Consider the following 20,067-nt stretch of genomic DNA (forward strand, 5'->3'; position numbering starts at 1 on the left):
GAAAAAGCTTTAAAAGCAGCCACAACACGTCTGGAGGTGGAAAGTGAAGTTAATCAAAAAAGTGATGCTGATGTGCGCGTTGCTCTCTCTGACTGGTTGCGCGACAAATAAATATGCTTCTTCTTGTGTTGGCTGGTTGCCAATTTATTTAAGCCGGCAAGATCTGAACGCCATCAGTTCAAACTTAGCAAGAGAGATCTTAAAGCACAATAATCTAGGTGAACGCGTATGTGGGTGGAAACATGGCTAGAAAAAAAACACAAGACGATATAGAGCTTACAGAAGCTGGAAAAGAAATACTTCAAGAAATCATCATGACCTACAAAAGTGTAAAGTGATGTCTCGTTATACGAAATGAATTATTAATTTTGCTTGTCTTTATGGATGCGATAGATAATGTCTTTGCGCATTTAAAATAGTGGTTCTCAAAGAATTTAAAAAATTATTAGAGAACATTGGAGGAAACAGATGAGCTTTGTAAAAGTATGTTGGAAAATCCTACTCCCGAACTTTTGTTAATGTTCCCGAACTTTAAAAAAGATTACAAAGAATAAATACATTATACATGGGGAAAAACCGGATGGTGATCCCGACAGGATTCGAACCTGTGACCCACGGCTTAGAAGGCCGTTGCTCTATCCAGCTGAGCTACGGGACCCAACTGATTATTTTCTCAATTCAAAATAGCATCTTTAATTCAATGTGTCCAAGAGTGCTGCCGATCACTGCGAAAATTATCAGAATAAGAAACAGCACGTCGAATCGACATACGTTTCTTTTCTACACGGTAAGAGATAGCATTCTTACGCGCAAAAGCAATCGCTTCTTCCTTCTTATTAAATCTGATCCTCACCTGATTATTCATATCAGACGTTGCCGTGTACCCCATAAGAGGTTCAAGCATTTTTGCTTTCACCGGCTCATACTCTAGAATCCAAAAACCTGTATTCCCCTTACCTGACTGCATAGCTGTCTTAGCAGGACTATAAATACGTGCGATCATGCCTTTTTCCTTCAGATTACACAACGCTTGAATGATAGTTTTCCACCACACGTACCCAATTGGGTCATTCTCACACACTTAATCAAATATGGTCGGAGCGATAGGATTCGAACCTACGACCCCCTGATCCCAAATCAGGTGCGCTACCAGGCTGCGCTACGCTCCGCCATTTACATTTACTTGATGCACATTTCCTAAAATTTTCACAACAGAAGTGCAAGAGAAAAACACACTTTTTTTTAATTTTGTTGCATTTCTTTACAAAAAAGCACGTTTTAAAAATTTTTTCCCTACTCAATAACATATTTATTGACAAATAATAGAAAACAACCTCCGTAAAGAATCCAATCTATATTAAAAAATAACGAATTTCTCTGTAAGGATTTCATAATTTTCATCCTGCTTTAAGCAAACTCTCACTGTATCAAAACGCATTCTACAGATACAATTTTAGAAAAAAACGACTTAAATATCATAGAAAAACTTTCTAAAAGAGAACACAAGCCAAAAAATCAGCTGTATTAAGCTTTTTCCCCTCTTTTTCTATCTTGCAAAGAACTCTTTTATAAAAATTCTAGAATCTTCTACAATCCAAATCCATAAACAACAGACATTTTTTCAAAGCACGAAAGTTCCATTATAAATAAAATAAAGCGCTTTTTTTAGAAAAAATTTCAAATGCAAAGATGGAAAAAAGTCAACATCATACAATAAAATCTCAAAGCTATTTAAGATAAACACATGACTAAAGTAAAAAATACTATTTTTCACTCTTAACGGATATCAAAAAAGAAGAAAATTTCAATGATTTGTCTTGCCACATATTGAAACGATAATAGAAAGACAGAATAAGTAAGCCATGATAGGGAGTGTTTACGGATTTTTTCTATTCAAAACTTCAGCAATAACAGCACGTGTTATTTTTCTTTTTCTTTGTAATGCCAACTGATCAACAGAATCAATAACACACTTCAATGAAAATAAAGAACGTTCACAACGACTTACAAGATAATAAACCGTGTCTGGATGTACAATAAGTTGCCTATCGGAAAAAAGCTTAAATGCAACAGCTGTTAATAATGCATCATCAGGCTGATTAATTTCAACGAACATCACCGAATTAAGACGACTTTTTAGATCATTTAACTTTAAATTCCAAGCGGAAGGAAGTGTCCGTGCCGTCATCAATAAAGTAGCTTGTCGTGCATCAAGATTTGCTTGCTTAATACTGTTAATTAAATGAAAAAGTTCTGTCTCTTTGATTTCATCTGCATCAATATCCTCTATCAAAAATGATCTGCCTAAAGAAGCCACAGTAACAGCCTGATCAATTTCATTGTGCTGAATCCTGAAAGCATCTGCTTTTTGGAGCCATATATTAGAAAAGTGCGTTTTTCCAGATCCTTCTTTGCCAACCAAAACTGCAATAGGTAAGCTCCAATTGGGCCAGTGATCAATAAGCTGAAAAGCCATACGATTGCTTTCCGTTACCACTAAATCCTCAAATTGAAAAATCGGATCATAAGGAAAATTTAAAGATAATTGCGTTTCACACCCATTCATTTTAGCGGCTCCGAATTTCCCCTTCGCGAATACATCTGAGAACTAAGATAAGTATGAAGAGCAAAACGAACTAAAACGCCAACAGCCGCTGCCGCAGGAACAGCAACAAGCATACCAGTAAAACCAAAGAGTGAAGAAAAAGCAAAAAGTGAAAACATCAGCCATACGGGATGTAATCCCACTGATGAACCTACAAGCTTGGGTTGAAGAATATAACCTTCAATAAATTGACCAATTAAAAAAAGTGCCATCACAACGATGATTCCTCCCCAATTATTGGGATAAAACTGGACCCATGCAATACCAACAGAAAGGACCAAACCACTCATTGTGCCGATATAAGGAACAAAGCTAATAAGACCAATAAACATACCAATTAAAAGACCAAAATTGAGTCCTGCAATCGTTAAACCAATAGCATAATAGCCTCCCAATATAAGACAAACTGTTCCTTGTCCACGAACAAAGCCTGCAATAGCTCTATCCATTTCATGAAAAATACTCCGAACGGTTTCAAGATGATCACGCGGTATTAACGAATCGATTGCTGTTACCATACGCGGCCAATCTAATAACATATAAAATGCCACCACAGGTGCCACAACAAATAAGCTAGCGATATTAACGATAGATTTTCCTGACTTTAAAAGTGAATTCAAAAGAGACGTAATAAAATCAGAACCTTCTCCCAAAAATCCTTTAATATTATTCCGTAATTCATTTGGATCACTTCCAAAATAGCGCCTTATCCAATCAAAATCATGCTCAACAAAAAAGGTTTGAATACGATTAATATAAACAGGTAAACCATCACTCATGAATTGCTGTATTTGCCAACTAATAACAGGAATCAAAATAACTAAAGCAGCAACAAAGGTAACAACAATAAATAAGGTAATGAGGACAGTCCCAAACACCCGTCGAATACCAAATTTTTCAAGTAATTGAACAATGGGATTGAGAAAATAAGCCAGCACAATCCCTGCCACAAAAGGGAGCAAAATCGATCCAAAAACAAACATAAAAAAAATGAAAAAAATCAGCGTACCAAGCCAAAAAAAGATTTGCCTTTTCATATTATTCGGCAACGGTAATTGAGTATACGCTGGCACATAAGTCTTATAACGATCACGAGATGTATTCTCACTCACTTTCTTTTTCATAAGTTGCCAAGAAGACTGACCGTGATTATCTGATATCTTGCTCATAAAATATCCTAAAAAATTCTTCACAAAAAATTATAAACATCTTCAAAATAAGGTACAAGCAAAGTTGCTTATTTTCTTATCAATATCTCTTGCAGAGAGAACTCTATCATGGCATTGCATAATATCAAAACCCGATTTTCCATTAAAGGAAGGCTCCAATGAGCAACCAAGATCTTACAAATAATAAATCCAAAGTTGGTCTTACCTACGCAAAAGCCGGTGTAAACATCGATATGGGTAATGCCATGGTAGAAAAAATTAAACCCTTTATACGCGCGACAAAACGAGCCGGAGCAGACGCAGAAATTGGCGGTTTTGGTGGAATTTTTGATTTAAAAGCAGCTGGCTTTACGGATCCTATCCTAGTAGCAGCCAATGATGGTGTGGGAACAAAATTAAAAATTGCCATTGAAGTAGGTCACCATAACACTGTAGGTATTGATCTTGTGGCTATGTGTGTCAATGATTTACTCGTACAAGGGGCTGAACCTCTCTTTTTTCTGGATTATTTTGCAACTGGAAAGCTTGACCCTGAACAAGGTGCTGCAATTGTTTCTGGTATTGCAGAAGGATGTAAACAAGCCGGTGCTGCTCTTATTGGAGGAGAAACTGCAGAAATGCCAGGAATGTATGCAGAGGGAGATTATGATCTAGCCGGTTTTGCTGTAGGAGCATGCGAACGCAGCAAGCTACTCCCTTCAAAAGATTTAACAGAAGGTGATATTATATTAGGTCTAAGCGCCTCTGGAATTCATTCCAATGGCTTTTCGCTTGTTCGACGAATCATCCAGCAACATGATCTCAAATGGAATGACCCTGCCCCTTTTGCTCCCGAAAACAGCCTTGGTATAGCACTCCTTACACCAACACGCATTTATGTAAAATCGCTTCTTCCCATCATGAAAAAATACGAAGGGATTAAAGCTCTTGCTCATATTACGGGTGGAGGCTTTCCTGAAAATATTCCACGTGTTGTTCCATCTTCTCTCTGCGCTGAAATTCATCTTTCTACCATCAATGTTCCAGCAGTATTTTCATGGATTGCCAAACAAGGTAAAATAGAAGAAACAGAAATGTTAAGAACATTCAATTGTGGTATTGGCATGATCATTATCGTAGCACAGCATGCAGCTGAAACAATTACGCAAGCTCTTGAAAGAAAAGGAGAGAGCGTAACTCCTCTTGGCATTTTAACAAAACGCCAAGATCAAAATAAAGGAATACTTTATAAAGGGGTACTGCATTTATGAAAAAACAAATCATCGTTTTCATTTCTGGTAATGGATCCAATATGGTCGCCCTTGCTCAAGCTAGTCAACAAAAGGAATATCCTGCTGAAATCATCGCGGTTATTTGCGATAATCCGCGTGCAGACGGTATTGAAAAGGCGCGAAACCATAACTTACCTATTCATATTGTTGATCGCAAAATTTACAAAACAAAAGAAGAGCATGAAGAAAGTATTTTTACGATTTTAAATCAATATAAACCAGATTTTCTCTGCTTTGCAGGATATATGCGCCTTATCTCGCCACGTTTTGTAAAACTTTACGAAGGACGAATTTTAAACATTCATCCTTCTCTTTTGCCTTCATTTAAAGGCTTAAACACACATGAAAAAGCTTTACAAGCAGGCGTAAAAATCACGGGTTGCACTGTTCACCTTGTTACAGAAGACATGGATGCAGGAAAAATCCTTGCCCAAGCAGCCGTTCCAGTCTATCCTCATGATACTGCTGAGAGCTTAGGACAAAGAGTTCTTAAAGCAGAACATAAACTCTACCCCGAAGCCTTAAAAGCATTTATTGAAGGGAAGAGCAAAATGGTAGATGCGCAGCAACAGCTTTTATCTTTTTGAGTGTATCAACAATCTATTAATAAGCATTTTTCAATGTTTTACATATAATTCGTGCTCAGTGTCTATAATTGAAAATCTCTATTAAATGTTGACGTAATAGAGCCTATCTTTTCATAAATTTTTGCACAGAATGTGTGTTTTTTTTGAATTTTAATTAAATTTTCAAATTCTTCTTTTTTATTCAGTTCTATGACATTATCACAAGTTCTATTTATCAAAATACTCTCGTATTTCGCCTAAAAAATCTTAAATACGCAATTTTTCTATTGCATAAATTTTTGCCTCATGATGAAAGTGTTTCTTTAACTGTTAGAGCTAACTGTTTGAGTGTAAAAGGCTTAGATAAAAAACCAAAAACAGCATCTTGTGGAAGATTTTTAGCAAATGCATCTTTTGCATATCCAGAAACGAAAAGAAATTTGATATCAGGATAGTTTTTACGTACTTCCTTCAATAAAGTGGGTCCATCCATTTCTGGCATCACCACATCGGAAACAATAATATCAATAGCTCCTTTTTGTTTCTCAAGAATAGAGAGTGCTTCCACCCCACTCACTGCCTCTAAAACCGTATATCCTCTCATTTGAAGAGCTCTTACCCCCCCCATTCTAACCGCATCTTCATCTTCAACCAATAAAACAGTTGCAGACCCTGTTAAGTCTATATTTTTATCTTTCTCTTCATCTTTTTCAATCTTTTGAGAAGTTTTTCCTTTTATATTGGGGATATAACGGGGAAGAAAAATATAAAATGTTGCTCCTTCACCTTCTTTACTTTCACAATAAATGCACCCACCACTCTGCTTGATAATTCCATAAACCATTGATAAACCAAGTCCTGTTCCTTTTCCAACTTCTTTTGTTGTAAAAAATGGCTCAAACATTTTTTCTTGTATAGCAGCAGATATACCAGCCCCTGTATCTGAAATAGTCAATTGTACATACTCACCAATTTCTAAACCAAGATGATTAAATTCAGCACTTTGTTGCTTTGTAATATTGTTTGTCGCAATCGTAACAATACCTCCATCTAACATGGCATCACGCGCATTAATAACCAAATTCATAATAACACGCTGAAAAGATGCTTGATCGACTTCAACACTCCACAAATCTCTTCCATGGATAATTTTTAACTGAACATTATTCCCCAAAAGTGGTAAAATAAGATTGCGAATATCTGATAAAAATTCAGTAAAATCAACTTCTTCAGGTCGAAGTGTTTGCTTTCTAGAAAAAGCTAATAATTGCTGTACAAGAGCAGCTGCACGATTAGCATTATTTTTAATATTGATCAGATCAGCATGAGCAGGATCAGAACTACGATGCGTATTTAAAAGAAGATCACACGACATTAAAATTGCTGTTAAAACATTATTAAAATCATGAGCAATGCCGCCAGCCAATTGTCCGACAGCTTGCATCTTCTGACTTTGCATCATTTTATCTTCAAGCGTTTTTTGTTCGGTTGTTTCAATCACAGAGATAATAAGCAAATCTTGCAATGCATCACCATGATGGGGTGGTACAGACATAATATGGAGCCGTAAATGGCATTCTTCATTTTTTTCTAAAACAGTTTCTAGAGAAACAAAATAATTTTTATTTGTCGCAATTCTCTGAAAAGAACGCTCTAACTGCACACAATCACGACGAGAAATAACATCATAAAAATTGACAGCTTTGTCCATACATCCCGTAAGTGATGAAAAAGCTTTATTCATATGAACCAATTGCCCTTCATGATCTACCACGGCTATTGCAAAAGGACTCGCATCAAAATATTCTCCTAATATAGTGGGTAATTTTAATTGGTCGTCCTCTTCTTTTTGTATTTGTTGTGGAATGATCACAATACGATAAACGGCTTCCTCTTCTAAGAGAGAAGAAACAGAGATAAGACAATGGAATATTTTCTCACAAGTCGCTTGTGAATTTAAACATAACGAAAACTTATAAGGTAAAGAGTAACCTGAACTTTGATATCTGTTGGTTTGCAAACAGATATCACTCCATGAGCTCTTAGCGCCAACGCTATCAAATAACGAATCAAAATTATATTGACCAACTGAGAAATTCGCTAAATCAATTGAAAACCATTCGGCAAAAATCGCATTCGCATAAAGAATAGTTCCTTGTGTATTAACTGATACAAAACCAATAGGAGCTTGATCCAAGTGATTGATAGCTTCTTGAAGGTTCGAGAAAAAAACTTCTCGTGTTTGTTGTAAATGCGAAATATCAGCAATACGCCAAAATAAAAGCTTTTTTTTCTGTTTTGTGATAGGTTGAATGGAAATATTATACCAAACAGATTTTTTTGGTGTAGAATCGGTAAATATTGGTTGTTCTACTCTTAATTCCTCTTGCGCCGCAAGATTATTACAGGCTGCAACCTTTAAGCGATACGAAAGTGCACCAGCTCCTGGAAGATCAGCAATAACCATATAACAAGACACTTCAGGCTTATAAGTCACAATTTTTCGATAGTTTTGATTAGAATAATAAACAAAACCAGAAAGGTCAGAGATTACAATTGCATCATCGCTCCGATTAAAGATGCTAAAATCAAAATCTTCATGCGACCACACATGGTATCTTAAAATTCCCATTCCACACAAAACGAGTGTTGCAACGCCGATAATTGCTAGAATCAAAAAAGATATCAATATAGCCTTTTGCAAATAGCTTTGTGGATAAAAAAAACCTAAAATACCCACAATGAAAAGAAAAAATAATATAAAAACAATACCAAAAATCACAACTCTTCGATGAACAGAAGACGCTGATCTTTTATTATTATCAAAACCTTTATCCATCTCTCATTGCCTTAGATTTAGCTGTTTCTTATATCACAAAACTTCCTTTATATTCATTGTTATAAAGTATATACTATGATATTATCTTTCAAAGAAAGCTCACTTAATGTTAAAAATTTTATTTCTTGTATTTAAGTGAACCTTTTAAGGGTGTGTTTATAAATTTATCTCAATAAAAACGATATTTTCACACAAAAATGGGAGAAAATCTATGTATATCTGGTTATCAGAGCAAATAGGTGTATCTGCTGCGAAGATAACGATAAGCTTTTTGTTTTTTATAATAACAATCGTGGCTATTACCATAATTATCTTGTTTTTACGTCGTTTAAGTACGGGAAGATTCAGCAATAATAGAAAAAAAAGTCTATCACGATTAGCATTATGTGAAGTAATTTCTATAGATCGAGCACGCCGCCTTGTTTTAGTCCGTTGCGATAATAAAGAACATTTGCTCCTTATTGGCGGATTAACAGATGTGGTTGTAGAATCCGATATTACCAGTACATCCAAAATACAAAAGAGAGAAACACACACACATCCAAATTCCGCCCCTACAGAAAGAAACGATATATCGGATAAAAATCCCTCTCCTTTTACGAATCAAGCAGTAAAAGATTCAGCAATCACCGCCGAAATTGAGGGGAGGCAAGAACCATCTTTATTCATTCCTACCCTTCAAAAATAAAAATATACAATTTTATCACCACGAGTTTCGTTTGTTTATCATTTCAATGACCTTAATCATCGCGATAAACTCTTTCACGTCGTTCGTGACGTTCTTGCGCTTCCAATGATAAAACGGCTATCGGTCGAGCCTCAAGACGCTTTATACTAATGGGTTCGCCGGTTTCTTCACAAAAGCCATATGTCCCATTATCAATGCGCTCTAAAGCAGCATCTATTTTTGAAATAAGTTTCCTCTGACGATCACGCGCACGTAATTCGATTGTACGATCAGTTTCACAAGAAGCCCTATCAGTCAAATCGGGTTGACCAACATTCTCTTCCTGCAAATTTTCCAAAGTCTCACGAGCTTCTTTTAATATATCATTCTTCCAAGAAACCAATTTAGCACGAAAATACGCCTTTTGCCGCTCATTCATAAAAGGCTCATCTTCACTGGGGCGATATTGACCATCAATCTCTTCGCTCATGCAATAAAAAACCTCCACATATGCTATGTGCGGTCTATATATTGTGCAATACCCATCAACACAAGAGTAAAATGTTTTTCATAACAATCTACAAATATGTCTAAATACACTGTTTAGATTTAATCGCTTTTCTATTTAGGTTGGATTCTTGATCAAATCTCATCCAGAACATTTTTCTTGCTTACTGAGAAACTTCAAAAAGAAGGAAATCTAATATTCAGATATCAGAGTGATCTCTCCCCTGCTTTCTCATTGTTTAAAATCTAAATGAGGCAATAATAAATCATTTCAGCAATGCAAAAAAATAAAATCTTTATAAAGGCAAAGTGTGATATTCACGTTTCAAATACATCAAAGCATCTTTTTCTTTATTACAGTTGATTGCAACAACCTCACCAATCAAAACACAATGGGTTGCGTGCTCATGCCAACAAATCAAACGACAATCAAACGATGCTAGAGCGTCTGAAAGACTAGGCGCTCCCGTTTGCAAAGCTCCCCATTGAGCAACATCAAAACGCTCATTTTGTGTAGAATTGCAACGCCTCGAAAAAACATCCGCTAATGAACGATGCTTTCCTGCCAAGCTATTAACACAAAAATTTCCATTCTCCATAAACACCTGATTCTTTAAATTATGGCGCATGAGACAAACAAGAAGGGTCGGAGGATCATCAGATAAAGAACAACACGCCGAAACAGTCACCCCGCGTCTTCCCTTAATACCATTTGTTGTCACAATATGCACAGCTCCTGCAAAAAGACTCATGGCATCTCGATATTCTTGGGAAGAAACCGCGATAGTATGTTTATGTTGAAGTTCAGGCATCAAATATGTTTTATGATTCGACATATCTTTCACTTATAAAGCTTTAAAATTTCAAGCGATCTTTCCATAAAAAGATCTATAATACATATTTTTTCTTTTCCGTCATAACACAAAAGATATTTGTGTATACACTGCGATATGATAAAAACAGCCAATCAAGGAGATTTTAATGCCCCATTCTCATCTCATTTCGCCTTCACTCTTGGCTGCTGATTTTTCTAAACTTGGACAAGAAATGTTAGATGTTGTTGATGCTGGTGCAGATTGGCTTCATCTTGATATCATGGATGGACACTTTGTTCCTAATATCACCTTTGGTCCTGAAATCGTCAAGGCTCTACGCCCATTAACCAAAGCAATATTTGATGTCCACCTGATGATCGCACCAGTAGACCCTTATTTGGAAGCTTTTGCAAAAGCGGGTTCAGATATTATAACCATTCATGCTGAAGCAAGTCCACATCTTCATCGTTCATTACAAACAATCAAAAAAATGGGAAAAAAAGCAGGAATTGCACTCAATCCAAGCACCCCTGAACATGTACTTGAATATTTGCTTGATCAATTAGATCTCATTCTCATCATGACGGTCAATCCCGGTTTTGGTGGACAAAGTTTTATTCCAGAAATAAAAGATAAAATTAAGCGCGTTAAAAGCATGATTGCAAACCGCCCTATTGATCTTGAAGTTGATGGTGGTATCACCGTTGATACAATTGGGATAGCTGCAAAAGCTGGAGCAAATGTATTTGTCGCAGGCTCTGCAATTTATAAAGATGGAAATAAAGAGCTTTACAAAACACGCATGAGTGCATTGCGCCAAGCCGCAATCCTCTCACAACAAGGAAAAAAATGATGATCGCACGTTATTCCCGCCCTGCAATGGTAACAATTTGGTCTCCTGAAACAAAATATCGTATTTGGTTCGAAATTGAAGCCCATGCCTGTGATGCCCTTGCTCACTTAGGGATTATTCCGAAAGAAGCCGCCAAAGTCATTTGGGAAAAAGGCGCAGCAGCTAAATTTGATGTCAATCGCATTGATGAAATTGAAGCAATTACCAAACATGATGTTATCGCATTTCTGACCCACCTAGCTGAATTCATTGGACCCGAGGCACGTTTTATCCACCAAGGCATGACATCATCTGATGTTCTTGATACAACACTGAATATTCAATTGATGCGTGCTAGTGATATTTTGCTAGAGGATATAGATCAACTTCTTGAGGCATTAAAAAGACGTGCTTTTGAGCATAAAGAGACAATCACCATTGGGCGGAGCCATGGCATTCATGCTGAACCAACAACATTTGGAGTAAAATTTGCTCTTGCATACGCTGAATTTTCCCGTTGTCGCAAACGTCTTCTTGCAGCACGAGAAGAAATTTCTACTTGCGCGATTTCAGGAGCTGTAGGAACTTTTGCAAATATCGATCCAAGCGTTGAAGAACATGTAGCAAAAGCCTTGAGGATGCGTGCTGAACCAGTTTCCACCCAAGTAATACCAAGAGATCGTCATGCTATGTTTTTTGCAACACTTGGTGTTATTGCTTCCTCTATTGAAAGGTTAGCGATAGAAATACGCCATTTACAACGAACAGAAGTTCTGGAAGCAGAGGAACATTTCTCACCTGGGCAAAAAGGCTCATCGGCGATGCCTCATAAACGTAATCCAGTTTTAACAGAAAATTTAACTGGATTAGCCCGCATGGTACGTGCATTTGCACTCCCAGCCATGGAAAATGTTGCACTTTGGCATGAACGCGATATTTCGCATTCATCTGTTGAGCGTTATATTGCTCCAGATGCGACTATTACACTTGATTTTGCTCTTTCTCGCCTCACATCTGTCATTGAAAATCTCATTGTCTATCCAGAAAATATGCAAAAAAATCTCAATAAATTCCGTGGCCTTGTTCACTCACAACGGGTGCTTTTAGCACTTACGCAAGCAGGAATCAGTCGTGAAGATTCTTATCGGATTGTACAACGAAATGCGATGAAAGTTTGGGAACAAGGAAAAGATTTTTTAGAAGAACTCCTCAACGACAAAGATGTTATCAAAGCTTTAAGTGAAGAAGAACTTCGCGAAAAATTTGATCTTTCTTACCACACCAAACATATCAATACGATTTTTAAACGTGTTTTTGAAGAACAGTAAAGCGACATAGAAACCTCAAATCTATTCCACCTATGATCAAAAATCTGTTGTAACAAAGAAAACAATTCATGAAAGCAAATCAACTCGATATTCTTATTGTTCCTGGCTACAAAGGATCTGGTCCAGATCATTGGCAAACACGCTGGGAAAGAAAATTGTCGACAGCCCGCCGCATTGAACAACTCCATTGGTCAAAGCCTGTTTGTGAAGAGTGGGTTAACAAAGTTAAAACCGCCATTGCAAAAGCTCAAAGGCCTGTTATGCTTATTGCTCATTCATTAGGAGTTCCCAGTGCTATTCACGCAACTGTACAAAATACAGAAAAAATTTGTGGCGCTTTCTTTGTTGCTCCTCCAGATGTCGCCAATGAGAAAATACGTCCCAAACATTTAATGACATTTGGCCCCTATCATCGCCAAAAGCTTCCTTTTCCTTCTATTGTCATAGCCAGTCGCAACGATGAATTTTGTCAATTTTCAGTAGCAGAAAAAATTGCCAATGATTGGGGATCGCTCTTTGTTGATGCTGGGTATTCTGGCCATATTAACGCAGAATCCGGACACGGACCTTGGCCTGAAGGGCTTATGGTCCTCTCTCACTTTCTTGCAAAAATTTGATCCAAAAGAGGTGATCTTCTTTCTCATCGCTTATGTATCTTCACCTTTGGGTAGACGTGTAATGACAAAAATTATAAAAGTATCATAGCAATATCATTGAGAAATTCTATCAATTAGGATAGTATCATTTACCAATGTTATTAAAAACCTCTCAAGAAAATAGAGAATCATGATGAATCGTCGCCACCGTATCTATGAAGGCAAGGCTAAAATTTTATATGAAGGACCTGAACCAGGGACTTATATTCAATTTTTTAAAGATGATGCAACTGCCTTTAATGCAAAAAAACATGAAATTATCGACGGAAAAGGGGTTTTAAACAACCGAATTTCGGAACATATCTTTAGCCATCTTGGGCGTTTGGGCATCCCAACACATTTTATCAAACGTATAAACATGCGCGAACAGCTTATTAAAGCAGTGGAAATCATTCCGTTGGAAGTTGTTGTTCGCAATGTTGCTGCCGGCTCTCTTGCTAAGCGTTTAGGTTTAGAAGAAGGAACCCCGCTTCCGCAATCCATCATTGAGTTCTACTATAAAAATGATTCTCTCGATGATCCCATGGTAACGGAAGAACATATCACAGCTTTTGGGTGGGCTGTCCCACAAGAGATAGAAGATATCATGCAACTTTCAATTCGTATTAATGATTTTCTTTCTGGGCTTTTTGCCGGTGTTAACATCCAATTAATTGATTTTAAAATGGAATTTGGTCGCCTGTGGGAAGATGAAACAATGCGCATTGTTCTTGCTGATGAAATCTCACCTGATTCTGCACGACTATGGGATATGCAAACACAAGAAAAAATGGATAAAGATCGTTTTCGTCGTGATATGGGTGGGCTTATTAATGCCTATCAAGAAGTTGCCAAACGTCTTGGTATTATGAATGAAAACGAACCAACACGACCAAGTGGTCCCGTTCTCGTAAAGTAAAAACAAGGTAAAAAACATCACCTTATATAAATACCCCTCTTCAAAGAAGGGGTTCTTTTAAAAAGCAGGAAGCAAGAAATGAAAGCACGCATTACAGTTACTTTAAGAGAAAGCGTTCTTGATCCACAAGGAGAAGCGATTGCCGGTGCTTTAAAAAGTTTAGCTTTCGAAGGCATTCAATCCATTCGTCAAGGAAAGGTTTTTGATATTGTTCTTGATGATCTACCTTCTGAAACCGCAAAGAAAAAACTTGAACAAATGTGTGAAGAGTTACTCGCAAATACTGTCATTGAAAATTATACAATCGAACTTTTTTAAGTGAAACGCTCATGAAAACTGCCATCATTCAACTTCCTGGATTAAATCGTGATCGAGATATGGTTGCAGCATTACATCATATAACGGGAGTTGAGCCACTAAAAATTTGGCAAACAGAAACAACAATTCCAGATGTAGATATTATTATTATTCCTGGTGGTTTTTCCTATGGCGACTACTTAAGATGTGGTGCTATTGGAGCGCGAACTCCCATCTTAAAAGCCATTCGTGAAAAAGCACAAGAAGGTACGACAATAATAGGTATCTGTAATGGATTTCAAATTTTGTTGGAAGCAGGATTATTACCTGGGACTTTAATGCGTAACGCTTCTTTAAAATTTGTTTGTCGTGAAATCAAACTTGAAGTCGTCAACGCCAAAACAAAATTTTCTCGATATTATTCTAAAGGACAAATTATTCGTTGTCCTGTTGCCCATCATGATGGAAATTATTTTGTTGATAGTGAAACACTAAGGCAAATGGAAGATAATGAACAAATTGTTTTTCGCTATGCAGAAAACACAAACCCGAACGGCTCAATGAAAGATATTGCTGGTATTGTTAATAAAGCTGGTAATATTCTTGGTATGATGCCTCATCCTGAAAACTTTATTGAACCCGCCCACGGAGGTATTGACGGTCGTTTACTTTTTCAAAGTGCTTTAGAGTTAGTAAATGGATGATGCTGAAAAAATACTCGCGCTCCATAATTTTTAAAAAACAAGGATCTATACCATTTCTCGCATCGTAAATCTATGAACAAAGCTTTTCACAAACAACAATGGATATTATTTTTTAAACACATAATTATTTAAGACCATTTTTAGTCTTAAATCCCACCAAACAAACGAACAAAATCTTCAGCTTACTGTCTATAAATATTTTTATTATTAAACAACAGTATTGCTTATAATATAAGCTGCTAGATTAAAAAAATAAAAATGCTAAATTTCGATTAATTGGACGGATAAATACTCATGAAGCCTTGCAATAACATCACTATTACACCAGAGCTCATTGCACAACACGGGCTAAAAGAAGATGAATATGAACGTATCCTGACTTTAATCGGTAGAGAACCAACATTTACTGAACTAGGAATTTTTTCTGCAATGTGGAACGAACATTGTTCCTATAAATCATCTAAAAAATGGCTAAAGACTCTTCCGACAGAAGGAAAATGTGTTATCCAAGGACCTGGTGAAAATGCTGGTGTTGTCGATATTGGCGAAGGGCAATGTGTTGTTTTCAAAATGGAAAGCCATAACCACCCTTCTTATATTGAACCTTATCAAGGTGCAGCAACAGGTGTTGGTGGTATTTTACGTGATGTCTTTACAATGGGAGCCCGTCCTGTTGCTGCTATGAATGCATTGCGATTTGGTGCTCCTGATCACCCAAGAACACGCCATCTTGTTTCTGGTGTTGTTTCTGGAATTGGTGGTTACAGCAATGCTTTTGGCGTTCCAACTGTTGGTGGAGAAGTAAATTTTGATAAGCGTTATAATGGCAATATCCTTGTTAACGCTTTTGTCGCCGGTATTGCAAAGACAGACGCCCTTTTTTATTCTAAAGCGCAAGGTATTGGACTCCCTGTTGTTTATCTTGGTGCAAAAACAGGACGTGATGGTGTCGGTGGAGCAACAATGGCTTCTGCTGAATTTGATGATTCAATCAGTGAAAAACGCCCAACTGTTCAAGTAGGTGATCCTTTTACAGAAAAATGTCTCCTTGAAGCATGTTTAGAGCTCATGGAACTTGGAGCCGTTGTTGCTATTCAAGATATGGGAGCAGCAGGACTCACCTCTTCTGCCGTTGAAATGGGTGCAAAAGGAAATTTAGGGATACAGCTTAATCTCGATACAGTTCCTGTTCGAGAAGAAAATATGACAGCCTATGAAATGATGCTGTCTGAAAGTCAAGAGCGTATGCTCATGGTCCTTAAACCAGAACTAGAAAAGCAAGCAGAAGCAATTTTTCATAAGTGGGGGCTACATTTTTCTATCATTGGGAAAACAACCGATGATTTACGTTTTCGTGTATTTCATCAAGGGGAAGAAGTTGTCAATCTTCCCATCAAAGAGCTTGGTGATGAAGCACCTGTTTATGATCGTCCTTGGAGTGAGCCGGCAAAAAAAACACCCTTGAAAGCAGAAGACGTCAAAAAGGTTGAAAATCTTGGTGATGCCCTTCTATCCTTATTGAATTCTGCTGATCAAAGTTCACGGCGATGGGTTTATGAACAATATGATACCCTTATCCAAGGAAATAGCCTTGTTTGTCCAGGAGGTGATGCAGGCGTTATCCGTGTAGGAAACAACAGCAAACGTGCTCTTGCTTTTTCTTCTGATGTAACACCTCGTTATTGTGAAGCAGACCCTTATGAAGGAGGAAAACAAGCTGTCGCAGAATGCTGGCGAAATATTAGTACGACAGGTGCAACACCACTGGCTGCTACAGATAATCTCAATTTTGGTAACCCTGAAAAACCTGAAATTATGGGACAGCTGGTTTTGGCTATTAAAGGTATAGGAGAAGCTTGTAGAATCCTCGATTTTCCTATCGTTTCAGGCAATGTTTCTCTTTACAACGAAACAAATGGGGAAGCCATTCTTCCAACCCCTACAATTGCTGGTGTAGGCCTTCTTAATGATTGGTCTAAAATGGTAACAATAAGTGGTATGCAAAATGGAGATATTCTTGTTTTAGTAGGAAATTGCGGCTCTCATTTAGGACAATCAATCTATGCACGTAACATTTTAAATATTGATGCAGGTGCCCCCCCCCCTGTAGATTTACAACTTGAAAAAAAACATGGTCAATTTGTTCGAGATGCCATTAATAGCGGTTTTATTCACGCTGCCCATGACCTTTCTGACGGGGGATTGGCGATAGCACTTGCCGAAATGGTGATTAAAGCAGGTAAAGGAATCAAAGTAACGTTAAGCAATAAATCACCCCATCATGCAGAACTTTTTGGAGAAGACCAAGGACGTTATCTTTTAGCCGTCAAACCTCACTCTCTCAATAGTCTTAAAGAGCGTGCACAAATCAATACAGTTACTTTAACAGAGCTAGGTCAAGTTGAGGGGACTTCTCTCAATATAGATGGGATATTAACACTTTCAGTAGACAAACTCACAAAAGCCTATGAAAACTGGTTTCCACAATTTATGGGTGAAGAATAAAAATTGTTTTTTCTCTTAAGCAACAGCCTTTATAAGAAATGAATACATAGGAGAATAATGATGGCAATGAGTGCCCATGCAATTGAAACGCTTATTCGTGAAGGCATTCCTGATGCTACTGTAACAATTCGTGATCTTGCTGGAGATGGAGAACATTATGCTGCAGAAGTTATTTCTGAAAGTTTTCGTGGTAAAACCCGTGTTCAACAACATAAAATGGTTTATGATGCTCTTAAAGGCAATATGGGAAATGACTTGCACGCTTTAGCACTGCAAACGAGTATTCCCAAATAATTTAAAAATTTCTTCTTGCATTCATTCACTCAATACTATTAGAAATAATATGAGCGTGAATGCACACTTCCAAGAATTTATACTATTGAGGAATAGAGATGACTACTATTCATGATTTTATTGACAACGAAATTAAAACAAATGATGTCATTTTATTCATGAAAGGAACGCCTGACGCTCCACAATGTGGATTTTCTGGGCAGGTCGTTCAAATCCTTGATTATTTAGGGTTAAATTATAAAGGAATTAATATTTTAACTTCTAACGAATTGCGTCAAGGGATAAAAGACTACTCAAATTGGCCAACAATTCCGCAACTCTATATCAAAGGTGAATTTGTTGGCGGCTGTGATATTGTTAAAGAAATGTTTCAAAATAACGAATTGCAAGAACTGCTAAAGGAAAAAGACATTCCTTGCAATAAATCATAGATGTCTCTCATTTTATTTGCTTCTTATAGAATCGTGTTCAGTCGAAACTTTTATTAAAAGGGTGCATATGTCATATTCAGTCGACGAACAAAAGCATAGTGATGCGATTAGAGAAAAAATTGGCTATAAAGAATTTGTTATTCTCATTGCTTCACTCATGGCCATCAATTCTATAGCTGTTGATATTATGTTGCCAGCTATGCCCAACATTTTAAACAGTTTAAATGTTATCAATGAAAACGATCAGCATTATATCATTTCTAGTTATCTTATCAGCTATGGCGTCACACAGATATTTTTTGGTCCCATAAGTGATCGTTATGGGCGCCGTAAGATTATTCTTATTGGTCTTGCTTTGTATTCATTTGCAGCGATTGGTTCTGCCTTTGTATCAAATTTTTCTCTCTTGCTTATTTTGCGTGCCTTACAAGGTATGGGAGGAGCTGCTATGCGCGTGCTCACAGTTTCCATTGTACGTGATCTCTATAGTGGTCGGAAAATGGCAGAAGTGATGTCTATCGTGATGATGGTTTTCCTTATTGCACCAATGATTGGACCAGCAACAGGACAGATCATTTTACTGTTTGGAAACTGGCAATTTATTTTCATATTCATGGCAATGATTGGTTTCGGGTTGATGATTTGGATTCAATTCCGCTTGCCGGAAACTCTTTATGCGCAACGCTCTCTTTCCTTTTCTTCAGTCAAACATAATTTATGGATTGTAATAACCAATCGCACAACACTTTGCTATACACTAGCAACTTCGATTATTTTAGGCTGTATCTTTACTGCCGTTAATACATCACAACAAACGTATGAAGGGATCTATAATCTAGGACTTTGGTTCCCTATTGCCTTTGCAGTTGGTGCTGCATTTCAAGCTCTATCATCTTTCTTTAACTCTCAACTCGTTGGACGCCTTGGAATGCGCCGTATCGCTCACGCGATGCTTTTACTTTTTTGTATCACTTCATGTGTATGGTTTGTTGGCTCTATCTTAACAGATGGTATTCTTCCTTTTGCTTTTTACATGCTGTTATTCTGTATACTGATGTTTGCCTGCGGTGGCATTATGGCAAACTTCAATACACTCGCTCTTGAACCTGTAGGAGAAATAGCTGGGACCGCGTCGTCTATATCTGGTTTTCTGCAAACATCTATTGGCACAGGTCTCAGTTTTTTTATTGCTCAACAATTTGATGAAACAACCACCCCAAACTCAGCAGGATTTTTCTTTTTGAGTCTCGCTGCCATATTTCTCGTCTTATGGGCTGAACGTGGTCATCTTTTTAGGCAATATCATAGTAATCCTAACGAATAAATATTACGACGAAAGATTAATAACATCTCTCTTGAACAATAAGGAGATAAACCTATCAGACAAATAAAACATCTCCAAATAGAACACTCTTATGTTAAACATTCACATTGTTTGTTTAAAGATACAGCTCTCAAAATGTCAAATCATTTCACGACAGCACCCATAAATGCTATAACGTAAAAAAACAAACATACCTATTGTTGTAACAACTCTTGTATGTGAAACAATTTATTAAAAAAGTATTTTTATTCTTTTTTTGAATAGTTTTTATGCAGGCGGGCTGGTCTCTTTCATCTCATAACAAGTAAACAAACAGTTTTGATTGATTTAACCTGAACTAGAACGAAATAAGAAAAAAT

General features: G+C 37.0%; 19 protein-coding genes and 2 tRNA genes. 13 read left to right on the top strand and 8 right to left on the bottom strand.

Features of this window, described 5'->3' with window-relative positions:
• Positions 1 to 581: 581 nt before the first annotated feature.
• The 5 genes from ACFIJP_RS04755 to ACFIJP_RS04775 form a co-directional block, all read right to left on the bottom strand.
• A tRNA-Arg gene (locus ACFIJP_RS04755) sits at positions 582 to 658 on the bottom strand.
• A gap of 39 nt (positions 659 to 697) precedes the next feature.
• Positions 698 to 1,003, bottom strand: a complete 306-nt coding sequence (locus ACFIJP_RS04760) for an ETC complex I subunit (protein WP_375625923.1) — start codon at positions 1,001 to 1,003, stop codon at positions 698 to 700.
• Positions 1,004 to 1,092: 89 nt separating this feature from the next.
• Positions 1,093 to 1,169 (bottom strand) — tRNA-Pro (locus ACFIJP_RS04765).
• 707 nt (positions 1,170 to 1,876) lie between these two features.
• Complete coding sequence (hdaA, locus tag ACFIJP_RS04770) at positions 1,877 to 2,566, bottom strand: DnaA regulatory inactivator HdaA (RefSeq protein WP_375625924.1); 690 nt, start codon at positions 2,564 to 2,566, stop codon at positions 1,877 to 1,879.
• Positions 2,563 to 3,774 carry an AI-2E family transporter gene (locus ACFIJP_RS04775; protein ID WP_375625926.1) on the bottom strand — a complete coding sequence of 404 codons (1,212 nt, stop codon included), beginning with the start codon at positions 3,772 to 3,774 and terminating at the stop codon, positions 2,563 to 2,565. The genes hdaA and ACFIJP_RS04775 overlap by 4 nt, the downstream gene beginning before the upstream one ends.
• A 158-nt stretch (positions 3,775 to 3,932) precedes the next feature.
• Here ACFIJP_RS04775 and purM point away from each other — a divergent pair, with 158 nt between their 5' ends.
• Positions 3,933 to 5,024: a phosphoribosylformylglycinamidine cyclo-ligase gene (gene purM / locus ACFIJP_RS04780; protein ID WP_375625928.1), complete on the top strand. Its 1,092-nt coding sequence runs from the start codon at positions 3,933 to 3,935 to the stop codon at positions 5,022 to 5,024.
• A complete protein-coding gene (purN, locus tag ACFIJP_RS04785) occupies positions 5,021 to 5,632 on the top strand; it encodes a phosphoribosylglycinamide formyltransferase (RefSeq protein WP_375625930.1) in 612 nt (203 codons plus the stop codon). The genes purM and purN overlap by 4 nt, the downstream gene beginning before the upstream one ends.
• A 283-nt stretch (positions 5,633 to 5,915) precedes the next feature.
• Here purN and ACFIJP_RS04790 read toward each other — a convergent pair whose 3' ends face one another.
• Positions 5,916 to 8,450, bottom strand: a complete 2,535-nt coding sequence (locus ACFIJP_RS04790; protein WP_375625932.1) for a response regulator — start codon at positions 8,448 to 8,450, stop codon at positions 5,916 to 5,918.
• 211 nt (positions 8,451 to 8,661) lie between these two features.
• Here ACFIJP_RS04790 and ACFIJP_RS04795 point away from each other — a divergent pair, with 211 nt between their 5' ends.
• A complete protein-coding gene (locus tag ACFIJP_RS04795; protein WP_375625934.1) occupies positions 8,662 to 9,138 on the top strand; it encodes a hypothetical protein in 477 nt (158 codons plus the stop codon).
• Between the two features lie 52 nt (positions 9,139 to 9,190).
• Here the strand turns inward: ACFIJP_RS04795 and dksA are convergent, their stop codons facing one another.
• Complete coding sequence (gene dksA / locus ACFIJP_RS04800; protein ID WP_015856486.1) at positions 9,191 to 9,607, bottom strand: RNA polymerase-binding protein DksA; 417 nt, start codon at positions 9,605 to 9,607, stop codon at positions 9,191 to 9,193.
• A 313-nt stretch (positions 9,608 to 9,920) separates the two neighbouring features.
• Positions 9,921 to 10,460 (bottom strand): flavin reductase, encoded by a 540-nt coding sequence (locus tag ACFIJP_RS04805; RefSeq protein ID WP_375611549.1) that lies wholly within the window; start codon positions 10,458 to 10,460, stop codon positions 9,921 to 9,923.
• 145 nt (positions 10,461 to 10,605) lie between these two features.
• Here ACFIJP_RS04805 and rpe point away from each other — a divergent pair, with 145 nt between their 5' ends.
• From rpe to ACFIJP_RS04855, 10 genes are all read left to right on the top strand, one after another.
• On the top strand, positions 10,606 to 11,292 hold the full coding sequence (gene rpe / locus ACFIJP_RS04810) for a ribulose-phosphate 3-epimerase (RefSeq protein WP_375625936.1): 687 nt from the start codon (positions 10,606 to 10,608) through the stop codon (positions 11,290 to 11,292).
• Positions 11,292 to 12,599, top strand: coding sequence for an adenylosuccinate lyase (gene purB, locus ACFIJP_RS04815; protein ID WP_375626068.1), 1,308 nt, complete (start codon positions 11,292 to 11,294; stop codon positions 12,597 to 12,599). The genes rpe and purB overlap by 1 nt, the downstream gene beginning before the upstream one ends.
• Positions 12,600 to 12,667: 68 nt before the next feature.
• Positions 12,668 to 13,216 carry an RBBP9/YdeN family alpha/beta hydrolase gene (locus ACFIJP_RS04820; RefSeq protein ID WP_375625938.1) on the top strand — a complete coding sequence of 183 codons (549 nt, stop codon included), beginning with the start codon at positions 12,668 to 12,670 and terminating at the stop codon, positions 13,214 to 13,216.
• A 172-nt stretch (positions 13,217 to 13,388) separates the two neighbouring features.
• Positions 13,389 to 14,153 carry a phosphoribosylaminoimidazolesuccinocarboxamide synthase gene (gene purC, locus ACFIJP_RS04825; RefSeq protein WP_273724109.1) on the top strand — a complete coding sequence of 255 codons (765 nt, stop codon included), beginning with the start codon at positions 13,389 to 13,391 and terminating at the stop codon, positions 14,151 to 14,153.
• 78 nt (positions 14,154 to 14,231) lie between these two features.
• Entirely contained in the window at positions 14,232 to 14,471 is a 240-nt protein-coding gene (purS, locus tag ACFIJP_RS04830) for a phosphoribosylformylglycinamidine synthase subunit PurS (protein ID WP_375625940.1), read from the top strand.
• 11 nt (positions 14,472 to 14,482) lie between these two features.
• Positions 14,483 to 15,154 carry a phosphoribosylformylglycinamidine synthase subunit PurQ gene (gene purQ, locus ACFIJP_RS04835; protein ID WP_375625942.1) on the top strand — a complete coding sequence of 224 codons (672 nt, stop codon included), beginning with the start codon at positions 14,483 to 14,485 and terminating at the stop codon, positions 15,152 to 15,154.
• 294 nt (positions 15,155 to 15,448) lie between these two features.
• A complete protein-coding gene (gene purL / locus ACFIJP_RS04840; protein WP_375625944.1) occupies positions 15,449 to 17,659 on the top strand; it encodes a phosphoribosylformylglycinamidine synthase subunit PurL in 2,211 nt (736 codons plus the stop codon).
• A 60-nt stretch (positions 17,660 to 17,719) separates the two neighbouring features.
• The gene (locus ACFIJP_RS04845) at positions 17,720 to 17,953 is read left to right on the top strand and encodes a BolA/IbaG family iron-sulfur metabolism protein (RefSeq protein WP_375625946.1); all 234 of its coding nucleotides are present in this window, start codon (positions 17,720 to 17,722) and stop codon (positions 17,951 to 17,953) included.
• 98 nt (positions 17,954 to 18,051) lie between these two features.
• The gene (grxD, locus tag ACFIJP_RS04850; protein ID WP_375625948.1) at positions 18,052 to 18,384 is read left to right on the top strand and encodes a Grx4 family monothiol glutaredoxin; all 333 of its coding nucleotides are present in this window, start codon (positions 18,052 to 18,054) and stop codon (positions 18,382 to 18,384) included.
• Positions 18,385 to 18,451: 67 nt separating this feature from the next.
• Positions 18,452 to 19,708 carry a multidrug effflux MFS transporter gene (locus tag ACFIJP_RS04855; protein WP_375625949.1) on the top strand — a complete coding sequence of 419 codons (1,257 nt, stop codon included), beginning with the start codon at positions 18,452 to 18,454 and terminating at the stop codon, positions 19,706 to 19,708.
• The last annotated feature ends 359 nt before the right edge of the window (positions 19,709 to 20,067 follow it).

It is taken from the genome of Bartonella sp. MU37NMGALS (genome assembly GCF_042194015.1).
Lineage (GTDB): Bacteria > Pseudomonadota > Alphaproteobacteria > Rhizobiales > Rhizobiaceae > Bartonella > Bartonella grahamii.